Here is a 26,461-nt window from a genome sequence, read left to right on the forward strand (position 1 = left end):
CTGTTTCGATTTCCCGATGGCCCCAACTGTACGCAAGCGACCCGGCTAGCAGCTCGGAGTCGCCGCGCCCGACGTCATTGCATGCAAGGCGTCCACCGCCGAGGCGAGCGTTTCCACCTTGACCAGCTTCAACCCGGACGGAACGTCGGACATCGCTTCATAGCAGTTCTTCGCGGGCACCAGGAACACCGTGGCGCCGGCCGAACGCGCGGCGGCCATCTTGTGCGTGATCCCACCGATCGGGCCTACCTTGCCGTCGACGCTGATCGTGCCGGTTCCGGCGACGAACGTCGAACCGGCCAGGTCGCCGGTGGTGAGTTTGTCGACGACGGCCAGGCTGAACATCAGGCCGGCCGACGGCCCGCCGATGTTGGCCAGGTTGAAGTCGACGGTGAAAGGTGCCCACGGCGCATCCTGCACCGCCACGCCCATGAACCCGTAGTCCCGGTCCTTGTTGGTGCCCAGGGTGATCTCAGCGACGCCGGGCGGCTCGTTCTTGCGTCGGTAGTCGATGGTCACGACCTGCCCCGGTTTGGTGTTCTTCAGCAACGAGGTGAACTGCTCGACGTTGGCCACCGGCGTACGGTCAACGGCGTCGATCGCATCGCCGGCCTTCAACTTGCCGGCCGACGGACCCGGATCGGTGACGGTGGCCACGGTGATGGCTTCCGGGTACTTCAGATAGCCCAGGGCGGCGTACTGGGCGCTGTCTTCAGAGGTCTTGAAGTCGGCGTTGTTGGCCTTGTCGACCTCGTCGCGGGATTTGCCCGGCGGGTAGATCAGGTCGCGCGGAACCAGCTGTTCCTGGCCCGAAACCCACAGGCTCAGGGCCTCACCCAGCGTCAGGTCGTCGCGCTGGGACACCGTGGTCATGTTCAGATGACCCGTCGTCGGATGGGTCTGGGTGCCTTCGATCTCTACGACCTGCTTGCCATCGACCTCGCCGAGGGTGTCGAACGTCGGTCCCGGGCCCAATGACACAAACGGCACCGTCACCACCGCGAGCAGCACCCCGAACACCACGATCGGGACGAGCGCGACCACTAAGGTCAAAATCCGCCTGTTCACGCCGCCTACCCTAACCGGCCTCGCCGTGGACCCATTCAGCTGAGAGCGTGACCATGCGCTGCGCTTTCCGCCGGTGCGGTGAGTACGGTTGAGGTCATGGCTGACCTGCCTTTCGGCTTCTCCGGTGGAGAGGACCCCGACCGCGAAAAGCGCGAGCAGAACGATCCCGGCTCCGGCGCAAACCCGTTCGGGTCGTCTCCCTTCGGAGGCGAATTCGACATGGCCAACCTGGGCCAGCTTTTCACCCGCCTGGGCGAGATGTTCGGTGGCGTCGGCAGCGCGATGAGTGCCGGCAAGGACGTGGGCCCGGTGAACTACGACCTGGCCCGGCAGGTCGCCACGAGCTCGATCGGATTCGTCGCGCCGATCCCGGCCACCACCAATTCGGCCATTTCCGACGCCGTGCGTCTTGCCGAGACCTGGCTGGACGGAGCGACAGCGTTGCCGGCCGGCACCACCAGAGCGCTCGGCTGGAGCCCGAGCGACTGGGTCGACAACACACTGGGGACCTGGAAGCGGCTGTGCGATCCGATGGCCCACCAGATTTCGTCGGTCTGGGCGCAATCGCTGCCGGAAGAGGCTAAGAGCATGGCCGGACCGCTGCTGCAGATGATGTCTCAGATGGGCGGCATCGCGTTCGGTTCCCAGCTCGGTCAGGCGCTGGGGCGGCTGTCCAAAGAGGTGCTGACGTCCACCGACATCGGCCTGCCGCTGGGTCCCAAGGGGGTGGCCGCGATCCTGCCGGATGCGGTGGAATCTTTCGCGAGTGGCCTTGAGCAGCCCCGTAGCGAAATCATGACGTTCCTGGCCGCCCGAGAAGCTGCGCACCACCGCCTGTTCAGCCACGTGCCCTGGCTGTCCAGTCAGCTGCTGGGGGCGGTGGAGGCGTACGCGGCCGGCATGAAAATCGACATGACCGGCATCGAGGAGCTGGCCCGGGATTTCAATCCGGCGTCGCTTGCTGATCCGGCGGCCGTGGAGCAGCTGCTGAGTCAGGGCGTGTTCGAACCGAAGGCGACGCCGGCACAAACCCAGGCGCTCGAACGGCTCGAGACGCTGCTGGCCCTGATCGAAGGCTGGGTTCAGACGGTGGTGACCGCGGCGGTCGGTGACCGGCTGCCAGGAGAGGCCGCGCTCAGCGAGACGCTGCGGCGGCGCCGGGCCAGTGGCGGCCCCGCGGAGCAGACGTTCGCGACCCTGGTCGGGCTGGAGCTCAGGCCCCGCAAGCTGCGCGAGGCCGCCGCGTTGTGGAACCGGCTGACGGAAGCGGCGGGTATGGATGCGCGTGACGGCGTGTGGCAGCACCCGGACCTGCTGCCCGGCGCTGACGACCTCGATGACCCGGCGGCGTTCATCGATCGGGTCATCGGTGGCGACACCAGCGGGATGGACGAAGCGATCGCCGAACTCGAGGACGACATCGGCGACGATCCCGGCCCTGTGGACAACTGACCACGGCCGCGCGCCTCACCTGGCACCGTGACAACGTATGGCCACGGCGGCACCGCCCTTGTTCTGTTTGGATCCGGCGATGCCGGTGCTGCTGCGACCCGACGGTGCCGTGCAGGTGGGCTGGGATCCCCGCCGCGCGGTGCTGGTCCGTCCGCCGGGGGGCCTGACCGCGCCGAGTCTGGCCGCGCTGCTGCGGTCCATGCGCTCGCCGGTGTCGCTCACCGAACTGCAGCACCAAACCGGTGCTGACCTGACGGACCTGCTCACGAAGCTGGTCGAGGCCGGGGTGGCCACCCGCGGCGTGCGCGCTCCCGGCGGGCGGGCGGCGTCGATCCGGGTGCACGGCCGGGGTCCGTTGTCGGATCTGCTGGTGCCGGCGCTGCGCGGCTCGGGTGTCCGGCTCGGGCACAGTAGCCTGCCGCACGCCGCGGTGACCTCCGCGTGCGTCGACCTTGTGGTGCTGGCGGACTTCCTGGTGGCCGATCCGCGCATCGTGCGCGACCTGCAGCACGCGGGCGTCCCCCACCTACCGGTACGGGTGCGCGACGGCACCGGCCTGGTGGGACCGCTGGTCCTGCCCGGCGTGACCAGCTGCCTGGGATGCGCCGACCTACATCGCCGCGACCGCGACGCGGCCTGGCCCGCCATCGCGGCCCAACTGCGGGACACCATCGGGGTCGCCGACCGGGCCACGATGCTGGCCACCGCGGCGCTGGCACTGAGCCAGGTGAATCAGGTGATCGCCGCGGTGCGGGGGCAACGCCCGGATCCGCCCGCGGCGCTCAACGCCACCCTGGAGTTCGATCTGCGTGCCAACACGCTCATGGCCCGCCCGTGGAGCCGGCATCCGTTGTGTACGTGTTAGCCGAGACGCCCCTGATCCGGAACGTTCGCCGAGATCGACGCGTAAGCGCGGCCGAGGGTGTCCAGCACGTCCTCGGTCAGGGTGCGTTCGTTGCGGTGCTTGTCCAGGGTCTCGATGATCGCGCGGAACAAGGCGTCGGCGGCGTCGTGCTGTGTTTGTTTGGCTGCCATGGCTGTTGCGGTCCACCTCCGGACGTGGAAATCGATGCGTCACACGGATGCGCGACCCAAAGAGAGTACATATCTGATGCAAACAACGACTCAATCGATGCAGACGATGCGCGGGCCGTCGTGGATGATGGGTATGTGTCAGAGATCAAGCGGGGCCGCGCGGCTCGCAACGCAAAGCTGGCCAGCCTGCCCGTCGGCATGGCCGGCAGGGCGGCTCTCGGCTTCGGTAAGCGCCTCACCGGTAAGTCGAGGGATGAGGTCAACGCCGAGCTGATGGAGAAGGCGGCCAACCAGCTGTTCACCGTGCTGGGCGAGCTCAAGGGCGGCGCGATGAAGGTCGGCCAGGCACTCTCGGTGATGGAAGCCGCAATCCCCGAGCAGTTCGGCGAGCCGTATCGCGAAGCATTGACCAAGCTGCAGAAGGACGCGCCGCCACTGCCCGCCGCCAGGGTGCACCGGGTGCTCGACGCGCAACTGGGCACCAAATGGCGGGACCGCTTCAGTTCGTTCAACGACAGCCCGGTCGCGTCGGCCAGTATCGGCCAGGTACACAAGGCGATCTGGTCCGACGGCCGGGAGGTCGCGGTGAAAATCCAGTACCCGGGCGCCGACGAAGCCCTGCGGGCCGATCTGAAAACCATGCAACGCATGGTCGGGGTGTTCAAGCAGCTCTCGCCCGGCGCTGATGTGCAGGGGGTGGTCGACGAACTGATCGAGCGCACCGAGATGGAGCTGGACTACCGTTTGGAAGCCGACAACCAGCGCAGGTTCGCCAAGGCGTATCAAGGTCATCCCCACTTCGCCGTACCGCACGTGGTGGCCAGTGCGCCGAAGGTGGTCATTCAGGAATGGATCGACGGCATCCCGATGGCCGAAATCATCCGCCACGGCACCCCGGATCAGCGCGACCTGATCGGAGTCCGGCTGCTTGAACTCACCTTCGACGCGCCGCGCCGGCTGGGGCTGCTGCACGGCGACGCCCATCCGGGAAACTTCATGCTCTTGCCCGACGGGCGGATGGGCGTCATCGACTTCGGCGCCGTCGCGCCGCTGCCAGGGGGTTATCCCATCGAACTCGGGATGACTATCCGCCTGGCGCGCGACAAGAACTACGACCTGCTGCTGCCGACCATGGAGAAGGTCGGGTTCATCCAGAAGGGGCAGCAGGTTTCGGTCCGCGACATCGACGAGATGCTGCGTCAGTACGTCGAACCGATCGAAGTCGACGTGTTCCACTACACCCGCAAGTGGTTGCAGCGGATGACGGTGAGCCAGTTCGACCGCTCGGTGGCCCAGATCAAGACGGCGCGGCAAATGGACCTGCCGCCCAAGCTGGCGATCCCGATGCGGGTGATCGCCTCGGTGGCCGCGATCCTCTGCCAGCTGGATGCGCACGTCCCGATCAAGGCCCTCTCCGAGGAGCTGATCCCGGGATTCAAAGAGCCGGATTCGGTGGTCGTTTAAGCGGCTTCCTTGCGGGGACGCCCGCGCGGGCGCTTGCGGCCGATAACCGCGCCCCGCTCGAAGATCTCGCCGCCCCACACCCCCCAGGGCTCGGCGCGCTCCAGAGCCGCGGCCAGACACTCGCGCCGCACCGGGCAGTGCACACAGAGCGTCTTGGCGCGTTCGAGCTCGGCGGGGGTCTCGGCGAACCACAGGTCGGGATCACCGGCGTGACATGGCAAGGCCGGCTGCGTCCGTCTCGGGACTGTCAGTGCCGACATGTCCTGTTCACCTGCTTCCTGGTCGGTGGGCTTGTCCTTCTGCTGCGATCCAGACCAGGGAGGTTGTCTGCTGAGACAACTGTGGCCACGGATCCTGGTGACTTCGGGTCCGTGGCCATTCGGCGAAACTCGGCTTTACGTGTCCACGTTGAGCCTCACGGACGCTGCAGTCGCGGCGGCGACGCGGCGCTTGCCCGCCGCCGCCGGGATAGCGGCGGCATGCGCGGTGCCCGGGCTGGGCACACGGGTAGCCACGCGTACGTCGAACACATTCGTGTTGATCACCGAGGCCACCCCCTTTCCATGCATGAGATCAGCAGCCGTCAACAAAGTCCGTTCGAGACTAGACGGTACCAGTGCCGGCGGCAACCGATTTTCTGACCTGCGGGTATGCGGTTTCAGCGAGCCTGGCGAACGAGTTCGAGGACATCTGGCCCGTACTGCTCGAGTTTGCGGGCCCCAATGCCGGGGATAGCGATCAGGGACGCATCGTCGGTGGGCCGCAGCTCGGCGATGGCGATCAGAGTGTTGTCGCTGAAGATGATGTAGGCGGGCACGTTCTGCTCTTTGGCGACATTGAGCCGCCAGTCTTTGAGCTGTAGCAGCAGTTCCTCGTCGACGTCGGCGGCGCAGGTTTCGCATCGTCGCAACATGATCGCGGCCGGCGTGGACAAGTCCTTGTTGCAGACCCGGCAGCGCGCCGGCCCCTTGGTCCGCCGCGACTTACCGGGCGCGGCTTCGGCACGCGTCTGCGGCGCGATGCCGTTGAGGAACCGGGACGGTTTGCGGCTCTGCCGTCCGCCCGGGGACCGTGCCAAGGCCCAGCTGAGCGCCAAATGCATTCTGGCCCTGGTGATTCCGACGTAGAGCAGGCGGCGTTCTTCCTCCACCGGCTCGCTGTCGGGACCATGGGCCAGGGCGTGCGAGATGGGCAGGGTGCCGTCGGCCAGTCCGACCAGGAACACCGCGTCCCATTCGAGACCCTTCGCGGCGTGCAGGGATGCCAGCGTTACGCCCTGCACCACCGGGGGATGCCGGGAGTCGGCGCGCGTCCGCAACTCGGCCACCAGGCCCGGCAGTTGCAGACCGGGACGCTGGGCCACCTCGTCGTCGACCAGTTCGGCCAGCGCGGACAGGGCCTCCCACCGTTCGCGGGCCTTCGTTCCGGCGGGCGGCTCACCCGTGAGACCCAGTGGCTCGAGAACGGCGCGAACCACTTCAGGCAGGGGGCCCTCGGCGCCGCGTTCGGCCGCTCGGTTAAGGGCCAATAACGCCTGCTTGATCTCCTGCCGGTTGAAGAATCCCTCGCCGCCGCGCACCTGGTAGGCGATACCGGCTTCGGTCAACGCCTCCTCGTAGACCTCCGACTGCGCGTTGACCCGGTACAGGATCGCGATTTCCGATGGCGCGGTACCGGATTCGATGAGCCGGGCGATCGCGGCCGCGACCGCGGCCGCTTCGGCGTGCTCGTCGGGGTGTTCCCGATACGACGGGACCGGCCCGGGCTCGCGCTGACCGATCAACCGCAGCTTGCTGCCCGCCACCCGCCCCCGGGCCGCGGCGATCACCTGGTTGGCCAGCGAGACCACCTGAGGGGTGGACCGGTAGTCGCGTTCCAGACGGACCACGGTGGCGTCGGGAAAGCGCCGCGAAAACTCCAGCAGGAAACGAGGCGACGCACCGGTGAAGGAGTAAATGGTCTGGTTTGCGTCGCCGACCACGGTCAGATCGTCGCGATCCCCCAGCCACGCCGACAGCACCCTTTGCTGCAGCGGCGTGACGTCCTGGTACTCGTCGACCACGAAGCAGCGGTAGCGGTCCCGGAACTCCGCTGCCACCGCGGCGTCGCTCTCGATCGCCGCAGCGGTGTGCAGCAGCAGGTCGTCGAAGTCGAGCAGGGTGACATCCTCGTCACGGACTTTGAGTGCCTCGTACGCGGTGTAGACGGCCACCACCTTTTCCGCGTCCAGCGGGATATCCCGCCCGGCGCCTGCCACCGTCCCCGCGTACTGCTCGGGGGTGATCAGCGAAGCCTTGGCCCATTCGATCTCGCCGGCGAGGTCGCGCACGTCGTCGGTGCTGACGTTCAACCGGCAGCGGCTGGCCGCGCGGGCGACGACGGCGAACTTGGTGTCCAGCATTTCCCAGCGGGTGTTTCCGACCACGCGTGGCCAGAAGTACCGCAGTTGACGGTGCGCGGCGGCGTGGAAGGTCAGTGCCTGCACGGCACCGACATTCGAGCCACCCTGCGCGGCGGCCTCCAGCGAGCGCAGCCGCGAGCGCATCTCGCCCGCCGCGCGCTGGGTGAAAGTGACCGCCAGCACCTGTCCGGCGGCGACGTGACCACTGCCGACGAGCTGGGCGATACGGTGGGTGATGGTGCGCGTCTTGCCGGTTCCGGCGCCGGCCAGCACGCAGACCGGGCCACGCGGAGCGAGCACCGCTTCGCGCTGCTCGTCGTCCAGACCCGCGATCGAAGGATCGGCCATCACCGGCATGGCGTCCATCTTGACAGTGCCGGCCGACAAACCGCGCGTGTCGCGTGTCTCGGCGGGCCGGGCCCGGAATGGTTCATCGGCGGGCTACGTTAACGAGTCATGACCAATGCTGCGTTGACCGTGTACACCACCTCCTGGTGTGGATACTGCTTTCGGCTCAAGACGGCGCTCAAGGCTCATGGCATCGCCTACGACGAGGTCGACATCGAACGGGACGCCGCCGCCGCGGATTTCGTCAGCTCGGTCAACGGGGGCAACCGTACGGTGCCGACCGTCAGGTTCGCCGACGGGTCGACGATGACCAATCCGAGCGCGAGTGAGGTCAGGGCGAAGCTCGCCGGCTGACATCAGCGCGGACACGGGACCGCAATTGACGCCGACTCGCGGTCCGGTCGCCCCTACGATAAGGAATATGGCAGGGGCGGTGGTCCGGCGGGCGGTTTTCGTCGTGTTGTGTGCGCTGGCCGGGGTCACCGCGTGCTCGCACCACAGCACCCCTGCCGCTCCCAGCACCTCGGCGGGCACGGACGTCGACGCGCTGATCATCAGCGTCGAAGACGTGCGTCACATCGCCAACTACGAGGAACTCAGGATGCATGCGCGTGCGAACCTGAGCCATCCGCCGGCCGGTGACGTGAACGCACCCGGGCCTTGCCGGGCGGCCGGCACCAGCGATCTGACTTTCGCCGGCGGTTGGACCGAGTTTCGCAGCGCGGGCTACAGCGGAGTGACCGACGACCTCGACCCGGGCGGTCGCACCATGAAGGACTCGGTCAGCCAGGCCGTCGCGATCTACCCGGATGCGCAGGCGGCCCGCTCGGCGCTCGATCAGCTGGAAGCCTCACTGAACGCGTGCCTCGCCCTGCACGACCCGAAGTACGACTTCAAGCTGGACAAGCCTGACCCGCTGACCCTGCGGATCACCGACAACGGGTGGAGTCACCAGTACCGGGCCCGCAAGTCGGTATTGATGTCGGTCGGCGTGTTGGGCATCGAACCGGCGGAGCGGATCGCCAGCACGATCCTGGACAACATCTGCGACCGGATCAAATGAACGCCCAGGATTCGATGATCACCCGGGCGATCGAAATCGAGCCCGGCAACAGCAGTTGCGACTCCGACGCACTGGACCAGTCGCCGGCCTCGAGCGCCGCCCGGATCTCGTCGCGGCTGAACCAGCTCGCCTCGGCGATCTCGCCGTCGTTGAACGAGAAGGGTTCGTCCGGATCGCCCAGGGCATGGAAGCCGACCATCAACGAACGCGGGAACGGCCAGGGCTGGCTGCCCAGGTAGCGCACATCGCGTACGGTCAGGCCGATTTCCTCGCGGATTTCCCGGGCGACACACACCTCGAACGACTCGCCGGCCTCGACGAACCCGGCCAGCAGCGAAAACATCCGCTGCGGCCACACCGCCTGGCGGGCCAACACCGCACGGTCACCCCCGTCGTGGACCAGGCAGATCACCGCCGGGTCGATACGCGGGAACTCTTCGCGGCCGGTAAGGGGATTGACCCGGGCCCACCCGGAACGCGCCGGTTTGGTGGGCGTGCCGTCCATCGGACTGAATCGGGCGCTGTCATGCCAGTTGAGTAGCGCCAACGCCGACGACACCAGCTGGCTGCTGGTGTCGTCGATGATGCGTCCGAGCCTGCGCAGGTCCAGCACCTCCACGTCGCGGTCGTCAGGGGGTTGCAGTGGGCCGCGGACTGCCCAGACATGACGCCCGCCTTCGATACGGCCCAAAAAGACCGCATCGGGAGGCGGTGAATCGCCCAGCGCGGCGGCCGGACCGAGCACCACCTTGCCGTCACTGGCCAGCACCTGATTGCGGGCATCGACTCTCAGCAGGGCGGCGTCGGCCCACCCCGCGGCGGCTGCGTCGATGTCGGTCCGCAGCTGGTCGGCACGGTCCGCGCCGACGCGTGACAACAGCGGAACATCGCGCAGCCTGAAGTCCACGTGCGGCCCTACCGTTCGTCGGCCAGGTGGCGGACGAACAGCAGCCGGTCGCCGGCTTCGATGGCGTCCACCTCGGGCGCACCTATGCGCAGCAGCTGCCCGCCGCGCACCACGCCGAGCACGATGTCCCGCAGATGCCGGGGCGAGCCGCCCACTTCGGACTGCTCCACTTCGCGTTCAGCGATGGCCAGACCCTGATCCGGAGTCAGCAGGTCCTCGATCATCTGCACGACGCTCGGGGTGGTGGTGGCCAGACCGAGCAGCCGGCCGGCGGTCTCGGAGGACACCACCACCGAGTCGGCGCCGGACTGCTGCAGCAGGTGCTGGTTCTCGGCCTCCCGGATGGAGGCGACGATCATGGCCTTGGGTGAGATCTCCCGCGCGGTGAGCGTCACCAGCACCGCGGTGTCATCTCGGTTGGCGGCCACGATGATCGATGCGGCGTGCTGAACACCGGCCAGCCGCAGCACGTCGGACTTCGTCGCGTCGCCGTGGACGGTGACCAGCCCGGCTGACGCGGCTCGTTCCAGGGCCGCCCGGTCGGTGTCGACGACAACGATTTCGCTGGGGGCCACCTCATCGCTGAGCATCGCGGTGATCGCAGTTTTGCCCTTGGTGCCGTAGCCGATGACGACGGTGTGGTTGCGCACTCTGCTCCTCCAACGCTGGATTTTGAAAGCCTGCCGCGATGTTTCGGTGACAACCTCGAGCGTCGTGCCGACCAGCAAGATCAGGAATGCGATACGCAGCGGCGTGATGATCAGGACGTTCGTCGCCCGCGCGAACTCCGAGACCGGCGTGATATCGCCGTAGCCGGTCGTCGACAACGTCACCGCCGAGTAGTACAGGGAGTCCAGAAAGGTCAGGCTGTCGCCCTGCGAGTCGTGGTAGCCGTCGCGATCGAGGTAAACGGTGACGGCGCCGAACAACAATGCCACCAGGGCGATTGTTATCCGGCGGGTGATGATGCGCGCCGGGCTGGCATGACCCCGGGGAATGCGCAGTACGCCGACGAGCGCGTAACTGGGCTGAACGGTCAATCTCTCGTCAAAACGCCGCAGCCGCCGCCAGCTACCTTTCGCCACGGAGTCATGTAACCACGATCAGGTGCCGCCGGGTCGACCGGAGTCGTCCAGCAGCGCGGACAACTCGTCGGCGCCGGGTAGCTCCTCGGGCGCCACGGTGGTGCCGCTGCGCACGTAGTAGAAGGCGGTTCGCACCGACGATTCCGGGCAACCGTGCAAAGCCGCCCACGCCACCCGATAGACCGCAAGCTGGACGGCGGCGTGACGCTTGGCCTCGCGGCCGCGCGGTGGTTCACCGGTCTTCCAGTCCACGACGGTGACGCCGCCGTCGGCGTCGGCGAACACCGCGTCGATGCGCCCGCGCACCACGGTGTCACCGATCGGCATCTCGAACGGCACCTCGACGGCGATCGGGGTGCGGGCAGCCCACGGCGATGCGGCGAATGCCTGCTGCAGCACGGCCAGCTCCTGCGGGTCACCCACCTCGGCGTCCGCGGCGCCGGGCAGGTCGCTGAGGTCGAACAGCAGCTCGGCCCTGTAGAATTGCTGCACCCAGCAGTGAAATGCGTTGCCGAGCAAGGCCTGTGGATCTGGACGGTTAGGCAGGCGATGGATCAGCCGCTGCACTGCGCCGGAAGGGTCACGCGCCAGTTCCACCAGGCCGCTGACCGACAACTGACCGGGCAGCGTGTGCGCCGGCGGCCGGGCGGCCCGTGCCCGTTCGGCCACCAGGGCGTCGACGTCGGCGGCCCAGCCTTCGACGTCATCGGAGGCCTCGAGCTCCGTCGTCATCGCCGCGGCGACCAGCGTGGCCCCGCGTTCGACGTCGCCACGCCGTCGGGACAGCGGATCAACCGGCCAGACGGCTTCGATCACAGTGTCCTGCAATGGGTTTCGATCACCCTCGGCCGGTGGCGGAGCCCACTGTGCTACGACGCCGCAGGATTCGCCGCTCGGCCCGGGCCGTTCGATGATGTCCTTGAGCTCACAGAGAAATTCCGAGGGGCCGCGCGGTTTGATACCGGTGGCGCCCCAATGGTGCCCGGATAACAGCAGCGTGTCCTCCGCCCGGGTGACGGCCACGTACAGCAGCCTCCGTTCCTCATCGACCCGTCGCTGATCGAGTTGCGCACGATGCTCGCAGATGCTGTCGGACAACTGTTTTCGGTTGGTGACCGCGGAAATGTCCAGGACCGGGATACCGAGCCGATCGCCGCGCAGCAGCGGCGGCAGCTCACCGGGGTCGGTGAGCCAGCTGCTGCGCGATGCGTTGGAGGGGAACGTCCCGCCGGACAGGTGCGCCACCGCCACCACCTGCCACTCCAGACCCTTGGCGGCGTGCACGGTGAGCACTTGGACCCGGTCGCGCGCGGCGACCGGCTGGGCGGGCGTCAGACCGTTCTCCACGTCTGCGGCCACATCGAGATACGCAAGCAGGCCGGCCGCCGACGCTCGCTGCGCCGCCCCCGCCCGCTCGGCGTAACCGGCGACCTCGTCGGCGAATGCATCGAGGTGCTCGGTGCCGGACCACTCTCCCGAGGCGGTGGAACGGACTTCGCAGTCGACACCCAGGACCCGTCGCACCTCGGCGACCAGATCGGGCAGGGAGTGGCCCAGATGGGCGCGCAGTGCGGTCAATTCGGCGGCCAGCGCTCGAATCCGCTGGTAGCCCGCTGGTGAGTAGCCGGCCGCCGGACCGGGATCGGAGATGGCGTCAGCCAGGCAGGCGACGTCGGATTCTGGCCCGGCGGCGGCCACGATCGACTCGGCCGAGGACGGTTCGGGTGGCTGCGGTCCATCGCCCAGTTGGAGCACCCTGCGCCAGAGCGCGGCTATATCGCGGCCACCGAGCCGCCACCGCGAACCGCTCAGCACCCGCATCGCCGCCGCTCCGGCAGTCGGATCGGCGACCAGCCGCAGCATCGCCACCACGTCGGCGACCTCCGGCACCGACAACAGGCCGGCCAGGCCGACGACTTCCACCGGGATCCCGCGGGCGCGCAGCGCTTCGGCGATGGGTGCCGCGTCGGCGTTGCGCCGCACCAGCACGGCAGCGGTGGGGGGTACGCCATCCTCGTCGAGCGCGGCGCGGTAACGCGCCTGTAGCTGGTCGGCGATCCAGCTGCGTTCGGCCTGCACGTCGGGCAGCAGCGCGCAGCGGACCACGCCCGGCGACGCGTCGGGGCGCGAGCGCAGCGGGCGCACCGCGACCGAGCGCCGCCGCGCCTCGGCCGAGATGGCGTTGGCCACGTGCAAGGTCCGCGGCGGGTTGCGCCAGCTGGTTCGCAGCTCCAGGGCGGGTGCGGGGGAACCGTCGGACAGGGGGAAGTCGGTGGTGAACCGCGGCAGGTTGGTCGCCGACGCGCCGCGCCAACCGTAGATCGACTGGATCGGGTCGCCGACCGCCGTCAGCGCCAGACCATCATCGACACCGCCGCCGAACAGCGACGACAATGCCACGCGCTGGGAATGCCCGGTGTCCTGGTATTCGTCGAGCAGCACCACCCGGTAACGGCTCCGCAGGTCCTGCCCCACCTGCGGGAACGTCGCCGCCAGCTGCGCCGCCGACGCCATCTGCATGCCGAAGTCCATCACCTTCTCGGCACGCATGCGTTCGGTCAGGGCATCGAGAAGCGGCACCAACTCGGCACGCCAGGTCTGGGTGGTCAACGTGCGCAGCAACCATTGACTGGGACCGCGATCGCGTTGATGAGGCCCCGCCGGAAGGGTGTGCACGAGCCTTTCCAGCTCGAGATGGGTGTCGCGAAGTTGGTCGGTGCTGACCAGGTGTTCGGTCAGCTGGCCCCACAGCCGCAGCACCAGGGCGGTGACGGCGGCCGGAGTTTTGTCGGTCTCGAGCGGGCCGGGGTAGGTGCTGACGACATCGAACGCCAGCTGCCACAGCTCGGTTTCGGTCAGCAATCTGGTGTCGGGCTCCACAGGCAGCAACAGCCCGTATTCACGCAGCAGCGAGCCGGCGAAGGCATGGTAGGTGCCGACTGCCGGCGCGCCTTCCGCCAGTGGGATGCCGATGCCGGCCAGCCGGGCCAGTCGCGATCGCACCCGGCGCAGCAGCTGGCCGGCGGCCTTGCGGGTGAATGTCAGGCCGAGCACCTGGCCGGGCTCGGCGTAGCCGTTGGCGATCAGCCACACCACCCGCGCGGCCATGGTCTCGGTCTTTCCGGCCCCGGCACCGGCGATCACCACCAGTGGCCCCGGCGGCGCAGCGATCACCGCGGCCTGCTCGTCGGTGGGCGAGAAAATACCCAGCGCAGAAGCCAATTCCGTGGGGCTGTAACGCGGGCTCATCGCGCCGGCCCCTCGTGGGCGGGGCACGACGACCGCAGCGGGCAATGCGAACAGCCGTCGTTGCGCCGGGCGATGAAGTGTGGACCGGCCGTCGCTTCGGCGGCCTGACGGACCAGCTCGCGCCAGTGCTCACGCGCCTGCGGAGTCAGCGGATCCTGCTCTCGTTGCGTGGCGCCGGACGCCCCCGCCCTGCCCGGATAGACCAACCGCGCGCCGCCGGGCTCGTCACCGGCGGCGATCATCCCCTCGGCGACCGCGAGCTGATACGTGGCCAGCTGAGCGTGCTGCTGGGCATCGTCCTTGCTGACCGGTGATTTGCCGGTCTTGACGTCGACGATCACCAGACGCCCCGCCGCGTCGCGTTCGAGCCGATCCACCCGGCCGCGCAACCGGACCCTTCCCCCGTCGCTGCGCGGGATTTGCAGGACGCCGTCGACCTCGACTTCGACGCCGACCTCAGTCAGCTCCGTGCGGGTCTGTGCTCGCCACTCGACGAACGCGTGGATCATCGCGCGGTGGCGGGCCAGTTCATTAGCCGAATACCAGGCGGCCTCGAACGGCAGGTGCTGCCACACCCGGTCCAACTCGGCCAGCAGCTGCGATTCCGTCCTGCCCGGCTCGGCGATCAGAGCGTGCACCACCGAGCCGATCGTGGAGCGCAGATCCCGGGGATTGTTCGCGCCGTGCCGTTCAGCCAGCCAGCGAAGCGGGCAATCGGTGAGGGTCTGCAGGGTCGACGGCGTCAATGTGAGCACATCGTCGCCGCCGTGCAGCGGAGCGCTCGTACTGACCGGGATCAGACCGTGCCATGCGGCGGGATCGGCACCGGGCACCCCGGCGCGGGCTAGGCGGGCCAATTGCCTTGCCGCACAAGCTCGTAGGCCTTCCTCAACCGCACCCGCCGGCGCGCACACGACTGCCCGCAACCGCCCGACCACAGCAACGGCGGACAACACCCTCGGTGCACAGACAGGTTGTGTCGCGGCACCTTCCCCACCGGCGAACTGCGCGATCTCGAAAAAGAACGGGGAGGGCAGCGCCGCTTCCCCATCGACGCCGCCGCTGTCACCGTCGATCGCGGTGACCAGCAGTCTGCGCCGGGCCCGGCCCATAGCGGCAACCAGCAGGCGACGCTCCTCGGCCAGCAGCGGCGCCCGCACCGACGCGTCGGCAGTGATTCCGTCGATTTGGTCGAGCAGCCGCTGGGTGGCCAGGACGCCGCCGCGCGGGATCGTGTTGGGCCACAGCCCGTCCTGCAACCCGGCAATGGCCACCAGGTCCCATTCCTGGCCCAACGCCGCGTGCGCGCTCAGCACCTTGACCTGTTCGCTGCCGGACCCGGAATCCCGTGCGGCGGGCGGCAGCTGCAACGCCTCGACGTGCTCGATGAGTCCGCGCAGCGATGCACCCGCGGTGCGCGAGACGTAGGCGTCAGTGGTATCGAACAACGCGGTGACCGCCTCCAGATCCCGCGCAGCCTGGGCCCCCGCGGGACCGCCGCGTTCGATGGCCGTCAGCCAGCGCCGCTGCAATCCGCTGCGCTGCCACGCCGCCCATAACGTGTAACGCGGATCTTGGCCGTCCCGGTGGCACCGGGCTGCGGCGGCCAACACCGCGCGCACCCGTCGCAGCGCGCCGGACTGCGGCCCCGTTACCGGCCCGGAGCCGGTGAGCACCTCCACCAGCGATTCGGCGAAAGCACCGCAGCGTCCCCGCCGCAATGTTCTGCGCAGCGCACGCAATGACACCGGGTCCACCCGGCCGATCGGCCCGCAGAGCAGGGCCAGCGCCGTCTCGCCGTCCAGCCCGTCGGCAGTGGCGGCCAGGACGGCGAGCATCGCCCGCACCGCCGGCTCCTCGGACAAGGACCCACCGGGAGCGGGAATCGCCACCGGCACCCCGGCGGCGGCCAGCGCACGGGGCAACCGGGCGCCGGCCCGGGGCACCGAGCGGACGATCACCGCCATCTGCGACCACGGCACCCCCTCGACGAGGTGCGCACGCCGCAGCGCATCGGCGATCAGCGCCGCCTCCGCATGCGCCGAGGCGGCCAGACCCACCGTCACGGCTCCTTCCTGTTCTCCACTGCCCGCGATGCGGCGTCCGGCGCTGGTGCCCGGCAGCCGGCCCGCGATGCCGCTGACCGCGCGGGCGACAGCCGGTCCGCAGCGATGCGACTGCGTCAATGTCACCGACGGGCCGTCATTGTCGAGCAACCCGGCGGGGTCACCACCCCGGAAACCGAAGACCGCCTGGTTCGGGTCGCCCGCGATCAGGGCGATCTCGGCACCTGCGGCCAGCACCCGAACAAGTTGCGCCGCTTGCGCATCGAGTTGCTGAGCGTCGTCGACCAGCAGCAGCCGGACACGGGCACGTTCGGCGGCCACCAGCTCGGGATCCACCGCGAAACTCTCCAGGGCGGCGCCGACCAGTTCGGCGGCGGCCAGGGCCGGCGCCGTCGCCTGCGGAGCCGCCGTCCCGACCGCCGCGCGCAGCAGCATCACCTGTTCGTACTGTCGGGCGAATCGACCGGCCGCGGCCCACTCCGGGCGGCCGCATTGTCGCCCGAGCCGCTCCAGCTGATGCGGGTCGACACCGCGTTCCGCACAGCGCGCCATCAGGTTTCGCAATTCACCGGCGAATCCCGTGGTTTGCAGCGCGGGTTGCAGATGGTCAGGCCACCAGTTGCCGTCCGCTGCGTCGCCGGCCAGCAGCTCCCGGATGATGGCGTCTTGTTCGGCGCTGGTGAGCAACCGGGGCGGTGGGCCGCCCGCCCGTTCCGCAGCTCGCCGCAGCACCGCGTAGGCGTAGCTGTGCAGCGTGCGCACCAAGGGTTCCCGCACGGCGGCTGCACGGCTTGATCCCAGCAGCGCCGTCGTCAGCGCGCTGCGCTGCCGCATCCCGATCCGGCCCGATCCGGTCAGCAGCAGAACGGATTCCGGCTCCACTCCCGCGCCAAGATGCGCGATCGCAGCCTCGACCAACAAAGTGCTCTTGCCGGTCCCGGGGCCGCCCAGCACCCGTATCTGGCCCCGCACGTCGCACCGCAGCACCGCGCGCGCCTCGGGACCCCAGTGCAATGGCATGCCAGCATGCAATCACCGGGGTCCGACAAGTCGTCACGAGCGGGCCTGATGCGGACTGGCATCATCGATGCGTGACCCTTCATGTGCACCGCTTCGGCCCGCCGGGCCCGATTCAGATGCTGGCGTTGCACGGATTGACCGGCCACGGGCGGCGCTGGCAGCACTTGGCGGACCACGTACCCGAAATCGCCATCGCTGCGCCCGATCTGATCGGGCATGGCCGCTCGTCATGGGCCGCGCCGTGGACCATGGATGCGAACGTCGCCGCCCTGGCCGTGCTGCTGGAGGCCGAAGCCGACGCTCCGGTGCTGGTGGCGGGTCACTCGTTCGGCGGCGCGGTGGCGCTGCATCTGGCGGCGGCTCGGCCGGACCTGGTGGCGTCGTTGTTGCTTCTCGATCCGGCAATCGGCCTCGACGGGCAGTGGATGGCTGAGATCGCCGAAGCGATGTTCGGTTCGCCCGACTATGCCGACCGCAGCGAGGCCCGGAAGGAGAAGGACGGCGGGGTGTGGGCTGATGTGAACCCGGCGGTGCTCGACGCGGATGTGGATGAACACCTGGTCCGGCTGCCCAACGGGCGGTACGGCTGGCGAATCAGTCTGCCCGCCATGATGTCCTACTGGAGTGAGTTGGCGCGAGACGCCGCGCTGCCGACGCCCGGAATGCCGACGACGCTGGTGCGGGCCAAGTGGACCTCGCCGCAATATGTCGGTCCGGAACTGATCGCCAGCTTGCACGAGCGGTTGGGCGACGATTTCGAGCTGCTGGATTACGAATGTGATCACATGGTGCCGCACGCCAAGCCTGACGACGTTGCCGCGTTGATCCGCAAGCGGCTGGAGACGACCTAGCCGTGGCGGCGGTGACCGACGAACAGATCGAGCAGGTGCGGTACCTGGTCGCGGCGATCCCGTCGGGCAAGGTATCCACCTACGGTGATATCGCTGCTGCCGCAGGGCTTTCCAGCCCGCGCATCGTCGGCTGGATCATGCGTACCGACTCCGCGGATCTGCCCTGGCACCGGGTGGTCACCGCGTCGGGCCGGCCCGCCGCGCATCTGAGGACCCGGCAACTGGAGCTGTTGCGGGCAGAGGGAGTGCTGTCGACCGACGGGCGGATCGCGCTGAGCGAGCTCCGCCACGAGTTTTAGAGGATCATCCGGACTATCGCCGCGGTGCGGGCCAGACCGGGAAAGGCCTCGGCGGTGGAGCGCGGGTGCAGGGCATGCACGGCCAGCCGGAACAGCAACGCGCGCAACAACATCTGCGGCCACTCCGGCAGCGCGCTCCAACGTTCGACGAGCCCGTCGTCGGCCTCACCCCAGGACAGTGCGTCCACGACCACCACACCGGCCGCCCAGGACGCCGGCCGCCAGTACGGGGTGATGTCGGTGATGCCGGGCGGTGCGGTGCCGGCGAAAAGCACGGTGCCGTACAGGTCACCGTGCACCAGTTGGTTGGGGCTGCGGGTCGGCTTGCGCAGTGTCGCAAGCTGATTGATCAACTCAACGGATCGCTGGGCGTCCGCGGAAGGCGGCGCGGTGTGGGCGTCGGGAGGAACCGACTGCAGCGGCCGTTCCTCCCAGGCGGCGCGGTCGGCGGCGATGAACACATCGACGTCGGCCCACGGCGAGGTCGGTCCCTGCGTCAGGAACCGGGGGCGCTCCAGCTTGCCGGTGGCCTCGTGGAGCCGCACCGCTGCCGAGACGACCTCGTCATGGCGGGCCTCGGGAGCGCCCGCGACGAACGTGTCTGCCCGCCAACCAGACACCACGTAGCGGCCGTCGGTGGAACGGACCGGGCGGGCCAGACGCACGCCGTCGACGAACAGCGTCTCACGTACCCGGGCCGACCACGTCGCGCGGGCGTTATCGGCCACCATCGACAGCACGACTTCGCCGCATCTCCAGCCGCCTTCCCACGCGCCCCCCAAGAGGGCGGGCTGGACACCGGTCAAACCGAACGCCGCCAGGACATGCTCGGGCGGCGGCTCGACGGTCACAGCCGTCAGCCTAGTGGAGCGCCTTTGGCGATCCCCGCAAAGCCCGAGCGTGTTGGATCACGCGGGCCCGTCGGCCCCGCGCTGGCCGAAGATCTGGCCGCCGGCACCGCCGATGCCGCCGGGCTGGCCCAGAATCCCGGAGCCGCCTGCGCCGCCGTTGCCGAACAGCCGTGCACTCCCGCCATTGCCGCCGATCCCCGTGACCGGTAGGGCAGGAAGCGAGGGGGACGCACCGGCACTGCCGCCGCCGCCGCCGTTGCCCCATAAGAATCCGCCGTCGCCACCCGCTCCGCCGTCACTGGTCTGGAAGACCCGGCCGATTGTCCCGGTTGCGCCGCCGTCGCCGCCCCTGCCGCCGCTACCGAACAGCGTTCCGCCTTTTCCGCCGGGGCCTCCGGTCGCGCCGGCACCGGCTGTGGGGAGAGGCGCGTTCTCGGTTCCGGTGCCGGCGTTCCCGCCGTTGCCACCGTTGCCCCCGGCGCCGCCGTTTCCGAACAGCCCGCCGTTGCCGCCGGCGCCCCCGAGGCCGGCAAGTTGGCTGCTTCCCGCAACGTGGGTGCTGATGCCATCTTGGGGGACGTTGCCCCCGGTGCCACTGTTGCCGCCCAGTCCGCCGTTCCCGCCGTTACCGATGACAAATCCGCCGTTGCCGCCACCGCCACCGCTTCCGCCGTTACCACCGTTGCCGCCCGTGTGCGCAAGGTTGGCGGCCGCATTGGTGTTTGCGCCGTTTCCGCCGTTTTCGCCGTTTCCGCCGTTACCGCCGTTGCCGAACAACCCGGCGTCACCGCCCCGGCCACCTGCGGCAAAGGAGTTGTCGCCGCCGTTCATGGCTTCGCGGGCATTGTTGAAGAGGCCGTTGGTGCCCGCGCCGCTGTTTCCGCCGGCACCGCCGTCGCCGTACAGCCAACCGCTGTGACCACCGTCGCCGCCGCTGCCACCTCCACCGCTGGCGCCGGCGAGCTGGTTGGCGAGACTCGGGGTGGTACCTATCCCACCGACCCCGCCGTTGCCGCCCGCACCGCCCTGGCCGACAAGCAACCCGCCGGCACCGCCGAGGCCGCCGTTACCGCCGTAGCCACCGTTGAGCCCATCGCCGTTGACGGCATTCCCGGTGGCGTTGCCGCCAAGACCGCCCAGTCCGCCGCTGCCGCCATTGCCGTAGACCCAGCCGCCGGCGCCGCCGTTGCCACCGCCCGCACCCGTTAAACCCGCCTGGCCGGAAGCACCGTTGGCGCCCACGCCACCGGCGCCGCCGTTGCCGCCGCTACCGAAAAATGCCGCAGAGCCACCGTTTCCGCCGGCTTGGCCGGCTCCACCGGAACCACCGTTGCCGCCATTGCCGAACAGCCACCCGCCGTTCCCGCCGGCGGCCCCGCTGCCATCAATTCCGTTGGCCCCACTACCGAACAGCGGGCGTCCGGTCAGCGCCACAACGGGATCATTGATGAGGGCCGCGGCCTGCTGCATCGGCGTCGCGTTGAGGGCTTCGGCGCTGCCGTATCGGTTCGCGCTTGAACTCAAGAGCTCGACGAACTGCTGATGGAATGCTGCAGCCTGCGCGCTGACTACCCGGTAGGCCTGGGCGTGCGCGCCGAAGAGCGCCGAGATCGCCGCCGACACCTCGTCCCCGCCGGCGGCCAGTACCGCGCTGGTGGGCAATGCCGCCGCCCGGTTGGCTGCGCTGATCGTCGACGCGACGCCGGCCAGATCACCGGCAGCCGCATCCACATACTCGGGCGCAGCAATAAGCCAAGACATTTCGACCTCCGCCCTACGCAAGAGGTCCGCCATCGCAAAGGGGTGGCAACTGGCCCGCAAACGCTACTCGTCGTGCAGCAGATCGTATCCAGTCCCGACGCCGATTATCGCGTTTCGGTCGGTACTGGCCCTATTGCGGACCGATGCGTTGCACGACAACGCGCCCAGAACACCTGCCGGATGCCCGCGCACCCCGCACGCCTGCCTGTACTACCCGGGAGTGTCGTACTGCGACGGGAAGCGTGCCCGCTAATAGACGACCATGTCGGGCTGCATCTGCTTGGCCCACGCCAGGATCCCGCCCTGCAGGTGCACGGCGTCGGAGAAACCGGCCCGCTTGACCGCGGCCAGCGCTTCCGCCGAGCGCACCCCGCTCTTGCAGTAGAGCACCGCGGTCCGGTCCTGCGGCAGCTGCGCCAGGCCCTCGCCGGACATGATCAGCCCCTTCGGCACCAGCTGCGCACCATCGATATGCACGATGTCCCATTCGACCTGCTCGCGGACGTCGATCAGGACCAGCTTCTTGCCGGCATCCATCATCGCGCGCAACTCGTGCGGCGTGATGGCGGATCCGCTGGCCGCCGCTGCGGCGTCTGCAGAGACCACGCCGCAGAACCGCTCGTAGTCGATCAGCTCGGTGATCTTCGGCGTCGTCGCGTCCTTGCGAATCTTGATGGTGCGGTAGCTCATCTCCAGCGCGTCGTAAATCATCAACCTGCCCAGCAGGGTCTCGCCGATGCCGGTGATCAGCTTGATCGCTTCGGTGCCCATCACCGAGGCGATCGAGGCGCAGATGATGCCCAGTACGCCGCCCTCGGCACAGGACGGCACCATGCCGGGCGGGGGCGGCTCCGGGTAGAGGTCCCGGTAATTCAGGCCCAGCCCGTTAGGTGCGTCCTCCCAGAACACCGATGCCTGGCCCTCGAAGCGGTATATCGAACCCCAGACGTAGGGCTTGCCCGCCAACACCGCGGCATCGTTGACCAGATATCGGGTGGCGAAGTTGTCGGTGCCGTCCAGGACCAGGTCGTACTGACCGAACAACTCGACAGCGTTGTGGGCCTCCAGCCGGAACTCGTGCAGCCGTACCTCGATCAGGGGGTTGACCGCCACGATCGAGTCGCGTGCCGACTGCGCCTTGGACCTGCCGACGTCGGCCGTGCCGTGAATGATCTGGCGCTGCAGATTGGACTCGTCGACGACGTCGAAGTCGACGATCCCGATGGTGCCCACACCGGCGGCGGCCAGATACAGCAAAGTCGGTGAGCCGAGTCCACCTGCACCGATCACCAGGACGCGGGCGTTCTTCAGCCGCTTCTGCCCATCGACGCCGAGGTCGGGAATGATCAGGTGGCGACTGTAGCGGGCGACCTCCTCGCGGCTGAGCGTAGCGGCGGGTTCCACGAGCGGCGGCAACGATAGCGTCACACCTTGAGGTTAGGCGATCACCACGCTGGCGAGCAGACGCAAAATCGTCCATTTCGGCACGAAATTGGGCGATTTCGCGTCTGCTCGCGCCAGGAAACTACGCGATCGGATACGGCCAGGGATTGAACCGGCATATCTTGCCGTCCGCCTTGACCTGGTCGGGGTCGAACTTGGCCCCGTCGTCGTTGGACGTGGAGAACGTCTGCTGCATCATCACCGGCGCCAGGGCCCCCTGCTGATCGCACGGCTCGTGCTTCACGTACCCGATGGCGTGGCCCACCTCGTGGTTGATCACGTACTGCCGGTAAGAGCCGATGTCACCCTCGAAGGGCACCGCTCCGCGGATCCAGCGGGCCTCGTTGATGAAGACCCGCGACTGCCGGTCCGGCCCGAAAGACGGGTTGTAGCAGGAGGTCTCCAGCCGGAACTCGTAACCGCAGCCCTCCCGTACCGTCACCGGCGACACCAGCGAGATGCGGAAATCCGGTTTACCCCCACTGGCTCCGTCGATCCGGATGAAGGCGAACTGCGGGTTGTGGGTCCAGCCCTTGGGATTGGCCAGCGTCATGTCCACCATCTGCGCGAATGCGGTGTCGCCGCCGTACATGTTGGGGTCCAGGCCGTTTTCGATCTCAATCGTGTAGCGGAACACCTTGGCCGTGCCCTGACCGGTCTGCGGCGTCGTGCCCGCAATGACGCGGTAGGTCTTGTCGCCGGCCTCGGTGAAGGGGCCGCCATCGGGCAGCGTTCCGGCGGGCAGGTTCGCGTCGAACGCGACCAGGCCGCGCGGTGGCGTGTCGAGGATCGAGGTGCCGACCGCGCCGATGGTGAGCGGCTCCTGGTGAAGCGAGTGGGCCGCCGGCTTCGGCGTACTGGTCCCCGTCACGGTCTGGTAAGCGACCACCACCGTGAGCACCGTCAGCAGCGGCAGCGCATAGGCTCGCCAGCCGTAGGTCGACACGAAACGCCCCAGCCACGTTTGTTTGCGCCATTGACGTGGCCGGTCCCGATCCGCACGGACCCGCCCGGCGCTCTGGCCGAGTGGGTCGCGCTGCGCCCGCAGCGGCTCGCGCCAGTCGTCGCGCAGCACAGGCGCGCGGCCGGTACCGCGGGGCGGCCACTGGGACGTCATTTCCCCAGGATGGCACAGCAGCTGCGGGCAACCAGCCCTGGCGCGCCCGAAAAAACGGCGGGCCTGCTTCGCACCGACCTAACATCCCAGGTAACCCCGCAGGTAGTAAGGTCGTTGCGAGACACAGTGCGGCCGGGGGGATGAAAAAACGGCCGCGGACAGAGCGATCAGATTGAGGGCCGATGAGCGATCTAGCCAAGACGGTGCAGCGACGTGCCGTCAGATCGGCTGACGGTGTCCGGCCGATCGAAGGCGCTCCGGCCTCCAACCGCAGGGGCAACCGGTTACCCCGTGACGAGCGCCGGGGCCAGTTGCTCACCGTCGCCAGCGATGTCTTCGTGGAAAGCGGTTACCACGCGGCCGGGATGGACGAGATCGCCGATCGCGCCGGAGTCAGCAAACCGGTTTTGTACCAGCACTTCTCGAGCAAGCTCGAACTGTATCTGGCGGTACTGAACCGGCACGTGGAAAACCTGGTCTGCGGCGTGCAGCAAGCCCTGGGCCGCACCACCGACAACCGCCGCCGGCTGCATTCAGCGGTGCAGGCCTTCTTCGATTTCATCGAGCACGACGGCCAGGGGTACCGGCTGATTTTCGAAAACGACTACGTCACCGAGCCTGAGGTCGCCGCACAGGTCCGGGTGGCCACCGAATCGTGCATCGACGCGGTATTCGCACTGATTGCCGAGGACTCCGGGCTGGACCCGCACCGCGCGCGGATGATCGCCGTGGGACTGGTCGGCATGAGCGTTGACTGCGCCCGGTACTGGCTGGACTCCGACCGCCCCATTTCGAAGTCCGACGCGGTCGAGGGCACCGTGCAGTTCGCTTGGGGCGGCCTGTCGCACGTACCACTCGCGCGTTCCTAAGCCTTGGCTTTGGCCACCGCTTCCGCGCCGACCCCGAATCCCACCCGGCGTGCATCCGAGACACCGATCTCGACATAGGCGATCTTGGCCGAGCTGATCAGGAAACGCCGCCCGCGCTCGTCGTTGAGGCTCAGCAGACCCGCGTCGTCGCGCAAAGCGTCGGCAACCAGTTCTTCGACTTCGTCGGGCGTCTGCGCACTGGAGAACACCAGCTCGCGCGGACTGTCCGTGATACCGATCTTGACCTCCACGGGGGCCCCTTCCGTTGGTGTATTCCGTCGCAGGCGTCTCAGCAGAAGGCTAGTAGACGGGGTGCACGCGCACCGCGCCCCGCCCCCGCACCGCCAGTTCGCGGTTAGTGAACAAACCCGTCACGATTCGGTGTAACCCGCCAGCAGCGCCGGATACCAGCGGGTCGAGTCACTACCATCAGCACCATCAGTACCACACGTAACACCCTCCACGACCACGACCGGGACATCGAGGAGTACCCGGACGATGACGCATATGCGGAAGAGTCGCGCGACTACGACCCCGACACCGACAGCTGGGACAAAGTCGACGAAGAATGGGGGTGGCCCGCAGATCGCCGCTGGCGACCCGTCGCGCTGTTCGTGGGCGCCGTCGTGGCGGTCGGTGCTGTCGCCACCGCCGTGATCATCAACAGCGGCGACACCGCCACGACGAAAGCAACCGTCGGAGTGCCCGCACCCCGGACGGCGGCGTCCACCACCGCACCCAGAACCAGCGCCCCGCCGAGCGCTGCCCCGACGTCAGCGACCCTGCTGCCGCCAGAGACGGTCACCACCCTCACGCCCGGTAACGCGCCGACCAAAACGGCCAGTCCGACCACGCGGCTTCCCACCGCGGCGCCGGCGCCGACGGTCGCTCCTCCGGGCCCAGCGCTCGACCCGCGCACCGTCATCTACAGCGTCACAGGCACCAAGCAGCTTTTCGACCTGGTCAACATCGCCTACACCGACGCGCGCGGATTCCCGGTAACCGAGTTCAACGTGGCACTGCCATGGACGAAGGTCGTCGTGCTCAATCCGGGGGTACAGACCGAATCGGTGATCGCAACCAGCATCTACGGCCAGCTGAACTGCTCGATCGTCAACGCGCAGGGCCAGCTGGTCAAGGCTTCCACCAACAACTCGGCTCTGGCCACCTGCACTCGCTAAGCGAGGCCCAGCTCGCGCATCCGGCTGTCGTGCGTGTGTTGCAGCCGGTCGAAGAAGGCACCGAGCTGACCCAGGCCGCCGGTCCCCCAGACCACCAGGTCAACCAGTTCGTCATGATCGGCCAGCAGGAATTGGGCCTGGGTGATCGCTTCGCCGAGCAGCCGGCGCGACCACAGTGCCAACCGGCTGCGCTGTTTGCCGCTCGAGGTCACCGCCGCCCGCACTTCGGCGACGACGAATTGGGAGTGGCCCGTCTCGGACAAGGCGGCCCGCACCACGTCTGCAACCTCGTCGGGCAATCCGTCGGCGATCTCCAGATACAGATCGGCGGCCAGCGCGTCGCCGACATACGTTTTCACCAGCGCTTCCAACCATGTGCTAGGGGTGGTCAGCCGGTGGTAGTTCTCCAGTGACGAGACGTACTTCGACATCGCCGGCACCACGTCGACACCACGCTGTTCCAGGGCGTCACGCAGCAGCTCGTAGTGCCCCATTTCGGCGGCCGCGATGCTGGCCATCGAGATGCGTCCCCGCAGATTCGGAGCCATCCGCGCCTCGTCGGTCAACCGGTAGAACGCCGCCACCTCGCCGTATGCGAGCAGCGCGAACAACTCAGTGACGCCGGGATGATCCGCCCGCAGCCGTGGCCTGGGCGAATCGGCCGCCTCGTCGTTCGAGTCAGCGGGGGAGGGCGAAGGCATGGTGCCACTTTAGTCGGCACGATTAACACAACATGGGTGCCTGCTGGACGAGCGGGTATCATGGTCCGGGTAGGAGCTGAATCTGTGCTGCTCCTACTTTTGAGAACAAAGAAATGTGCGTGCACAACGGGCCCGCCCGCTACTCACAGTTGGGCCTCGGCGACGTAATCGGAGTCGGAAATCGTGCGCGCGAACCGCGACACAGAAGAAGTACCGACTCACCTCGATTA

At 68.4% G+C, this 26,461-nt stretch carries 24 protein-coding genes; 9 read left to right on the forward strand and 15 right to left on the reverse strand.

Annotated elements, in window-relative coordinates; genetic code table 11:
• Positions 1 to 45: 45 nt before the first annotated feature.
• Entirely contained in the window at positions 46 to 1,068 is a 1,023-nt protein-coding gene (locus tag ACX9NE_RS04455; protein WP_459360486.1) for a YlbL family protein, read from the reverse strand.
• A gap of 78 nt (positions 1,069 to 1,146) precedes the next feature.
• Between ACX9NE_RS04455 and ACX9NE_RS04460 the strand changes: the two genes are divergently transcribed.
• Together ACX9NE_RS04460 and ACX9NE_RS04465 are read left to right on the forward strand one after the other, a co-directional pair.
• Positions 1,147 to 2,520 (forward strand): zinc-dependent metalloprotease, encoded by a 1,374-nt coding sequence (locus ACX9NE_RS04460; RefSeq protein ID WP_459360487.1) that lies wholly within the window; start codon positions 1,147 to 1,149, stop codon positions 2,518 to 2,520.
• Between the two features lie 37 nt (positions 2,521 to 2,557).
• Positions 2,558 to 3,385, forward strand: coding sequence for a cyclodehydratase (locus ACX9NE_RS04465; RefSeq protein WP_459360488.1), 828 nt, complete (start codon positions 2,558 to 2,560; stop codon positions 3,383 to 3,385).
• On the opposite strand, the gene ACX9NE_RS04470 is transcribed toward ACX9NE_RS04465, so the two are convergent.
• Complete coding sequence (locus ACX9NE_RS04470) at positions 3,382 to 3,555, reverse strand: hypothetical protein (RefSeq protein WP_459360489.1); 174 nt, start codon at positions 3,553 to 3,555, stop codon at positions 3,382 to 3,384. The genes ACX9NE_RS04465 and ACX9NE_RS04470 overlap by 4 nt on opposite strands.
• A gap of 120 nt (positions 3,556 to 3,675) precedes the next feature.
• On the opposite strand from ACX9NE_RS04470, the gene ACX9NE_RS04475 reads away from it, so the two are divergent.
• Positions 3,676 to 5,019, forward strand: a complete 1,344-nt coding sequence (locus tag ACX9NE_RS04475; protein WP_459360490.1) for a macrolide-binding ATPase MABP-1 — start codon at positions 3,676 to 3,678, stop codon at positions 5,017 to 5,019.
• On the opposite strand, the gene ACX9NE_RS04480 is transcribed toward ACX9NE_RS04475, so the two are convergent.
• The 3 genes from ACX9NE_RS04480 to ACX9NE_RS04490 all read right to left on the reverse strand — a co-directional run bounded on the left by ACX9NE_RS04480 (position 5,016) and on the right by ACX9NE_RS04490 (position 7,777).
• On the reverse strand, positions 5,016 to 5,279 hold the full coding sequence (locus ACX9NE_RS04480) for a WhiB family transcriptional regulator (RefSeq protein WP_459360491.1): 264 nt from the start codon (positions 5,277 to 5,279) through the stop codon (positions 5,016 to 5,018). The two genes, ACX9NE_RS04475 and ACX9NE_RS04480, sit on opposite strands and share 4 nt — an antisense overlap.
• A 135-nt stretch (positions 5,280 to 5,414) precedes the next feature.
• A complete protein-coding gene (locus ACX9NE_RS04485; protein ID WP_459360492.1) occupies positions 5,415 to 5,564 on the reverse strand; it encodes a hypothetical protein in 150 nt (49 codons plus the stop codon).
• Positions 5,565 to 5,677: 113 nt separating this feature from the next.
• Positions 5,678 to 7,777 carry an ATP-dependent DNA helicase UvrD2 gene (locus tag ACX9NE_RS04490; protein WP_459360624.1) on the reverse strand — a complete coding sequence of 700 codons (2,100 nt, stop codon included), beginning with the start codon at positions 7,775 to 7,777 and terminating at the stop codon, positions 5,678 to 5,680.
• 99 nt (positions 7,778 to 7,876) lie between these two features.
• On the opposite strand from ACX9NE_RS04490, the gene mrx1 reads away from it, so the two are divergent.
• A complete protein-coding gene (gene mrx1, locus ACX9NE_RS04495) occupies positions 7,877 to 8,122 on the forward strand; it encodes a mycoredoxin Mrx1 (RefSeq protein WP_459360493.1) in 246 nt (81 codons plus the stop codon).
• Between the two features lie 67 nt (positions 8,123 to 8,189).
• Positions 8,190 to 8,831 (forward strand): sensor domain-containing protein, encoded by a 642-nt coding sequence (locus ACX9NE_RS04500; RefSeq protein WP_459360494.1) that lies wholly within the window; start codon positions 8,190 to 8,192, stop codon positions 8,829 to 8,831.
• Here the strand turns inward: ACX9NE_RS04500 and nudC are convergent.
• Genes nudC through ACX9NE_RS04520 form a run of 4 tightly spaced genes read right to left on the reverse strand, consistent with a single transcriptional unit; the run spans position 8,824 to position 17,158 of the window.
• Positions 8,824 to 9,738 (reverse strand): NAD(+) diphosphatase, encoded by a 915-nt coding sequence (gene nudC / locus ACX9NE_RS04505; RefSeq protein WP_459360495.1) that lies wholly within the window; start codon positions 9,736 to 9,738, stop codon positions 8,824 to 8,826. The genes ACX9NE_RS04500 and nudC overlap by 8 nt on opposite strands.
• An 8-nt stretch (positions 9,739 to 9,746) precedes the next feature.
• Positions 9,747 to 10,823 carry a potassium channel family protein gene (locus tag ACX9NE_RS04510; RefSeq protein ID WP_459360496.1) on the reverse strand — a complete coding sequence of 359 codons (1,077 nt, stop codon included), beginning with the start codon at positions 10,821 to 10,823 and terminating at the stop codon, positions 9,747 to 9,749.
• Positions 10,824 to 10,841: 18 nt separating this feature from the next.
• Positions 10,842 to 14,072 (reverse strand): ATP-dependent helicase, encoded by a 3,231-nt coding sequence (locus tag ACX9NE_RS04515; protein ID WP_459360497.1) that lies wholly within the window; start codon positions 14,070 to 14,072, stop codon positions 10,842 to 10,844.
• Positions 14,069 to 17,158, reverse strand: a complete 3,090-nt coding sequence (locus tag ACX9NE_RS04520; protein WP_459360498.1) for an ATP-dependent helicase — start codon at positions 17,156 to 17,158, stop codon at positions 14,069 to 14,071. The genes ACX9NE_RS04515 and ACX9NE_RS04520 overlap by 4 nt, the downstream gene beginning before the upstream one ends.
• 116 nt (positions 17,159 to 17,274) lie before the next feature.
• On the opposite strand from ACX9NE_RS04520, the gene ACX9NE_RS04525 reads away from it, so the two are divergent.
• Both ACX9NE_RS04525 and ACX9NE_RS04530 read left to right on the forward strand, forming a co-directional pair.
• On the forward strand, positions 17,275 to 18,009 hold the full coding sequence (locus ACX9NE_RS04525; RefSeq protein WP_459360625.1) for an alpha/beta fold hydrolase: 735 nt from the start codon (positions 17,275 to 17,277) through the stop codon (positions 18,007 to 18,009).
• Between the two features lie 2 nt (positions 18,010 to 18,011).
• Positions 18,012 to 18,308 carry an MGMT family protein gene (locus ACX9NE_RS04530; RefSeq protein WP_459360499.1) on the forward strand — a complete coding sequence of 99 codons (297 nt, stop codon included), beginning with the start codon at positions 18,012 to 18,014 and terminating at the stop codon, positions 18,306 to 18,308.
• On the opposite strand, the gene ACX9NE_RS04535 is transcribed toward ACX9NE_RS04530, so the two are convergent.
• The 4 genes from ACX9NE_RS04535 to ACX9NE_RS04550 all read right to left on the reverse strand — a co-directional run bounded on the left by ACX9NE_RS04535 (position 18,305) and on the right by ACX9NE_RS04550 (position 23,480).
• On the reverse strand, positions 18,305 to 19,159 hold the full coding sequence (locus ACX9NE_RS04535; RefSeq protein ID WP_459360500.1) for a TIGR02569 family protein: 855 nt from the start codon (positions 19,157 to 19,159) through the stop codon (positions 18,305 to 18,307). The two genes, ACX9NE_RS04530 and ACX9NE_RS04535, sit on opposite strands and share 4 nt — an antisense overlap.
• A gap of 57 nt (positions 19,160 to 19,216) precedes the next feature.
• Positions 19,217 to 20,920: a PE family protein gene (locus ACX9NE_RS04540; RefSeq protein ID WP_459360501.1), complete on the reverse strand. Its 1,704-nt coding sequence runs from the start codon at positions 20,918 to 20,920 to the stop codon at positions 19,217 to 19,219.
• A 249-nt stretch (positions 20,921 to 21,169) separates the two neighbouring features.
• A complete protein-coding gene (gene moeZ / locus ACX9NE_RS04545) occupies positions 21,170 to 22,348 on the reverse strand; it encodes an adenylyltransferase/sulfurtransferase MoeZ (protein ID WP_459360502.1) in 1,179 nt (392 codons plus the stop codon).
• A gap of 97 nt (positions 22,349 to 22,445) precedes the next feature.
• Positions 22,446 to 23,480 (reverse strand): DUF3152 domain-containing protein, encoded by a 1,035-nt coding sequence (locus ACX9NE_RS04550; protein WP_459360503.1) that lies wholly within the window; start codon positions 23,478 to 23,480, stop codon positions 22,446 to 22,448.
• Positions 23,481 to 23,662: 182 nt separating this feature from the next.
• Here ACX9NE_RS04550 and ACX9NE_RS04555 point away from each other — a divergent pair, with 182 nt between their 5' ends.
• Complete coding sequence (locus ACX9NE_RS04555) at positions 23,663 to 24,349, forward strand: TetR/AcrR family transcriptional regulator (protein ID WP_459360504.1); 687 nt, start codon at positions 23,663 to 23,665, stop codon at positions 24,347 to 24,349.
• Here ACX9NE_RS04555 and ACX9NE_RS04560 read toward each other — a convergent pair.
• Positions 24,346 to 24,600, reverse strand: a complete 255-nt coding sequence (locus tag ACX9NE_RS04560; protein ID WP_459360505.1) for a DUF3107 domain-containing protein — start codon at positions 24,598 to 24,600, stop codon at positions 24,346 to 24,348. The genes ACX9NE_RS04555 and ACX9NE_RS04560 overlap by 4 nt on opposite strands.
• Before the next feature lie 177 nt (positions 24,601 to 24,777).
• Between ACX9NE_RS04560 and ACX9NE_RS04565 the strand changes: the two genes are divergently transcribed.
• Positions 24,778 to 25,530, forward strand: a complete 753-nt coding sequence (locus ACX9NE_RS04565; RefSeq protein ID WP_459360626.1) for an MmpS family transport accessory protein — start codon at positions 24,778 to 24,780, stop codon at positions 25,528 to 25,530.
• Here the strand turns inward: ACX9NE_RS04565 and ACX9NE_RS04570 are convergent.
• Positions 25,527 to 26,231 carry a ferritin-like fold-containing protein gene (locus ACX9NE_RS04570; protein WP_459360506.1) on the reverse strand — a complete coding sequence of 235 codons (705 nt, stop codon included), beginning with the start codon at positions 26,229 to 26,231 and terminating at the stop codon, positions 25,527 to 25,529. The genes ACX9NE_RS04565 and ACX9NE_RS04570 overlap by 4 nt on opposite strands.
• Between the last annotated feature and the right edge of the window lie 230 nt (positions 26,232 to 26,461).

The organism is Mycobacterium sp. ML4 (genome assembly GCF_054515735.1).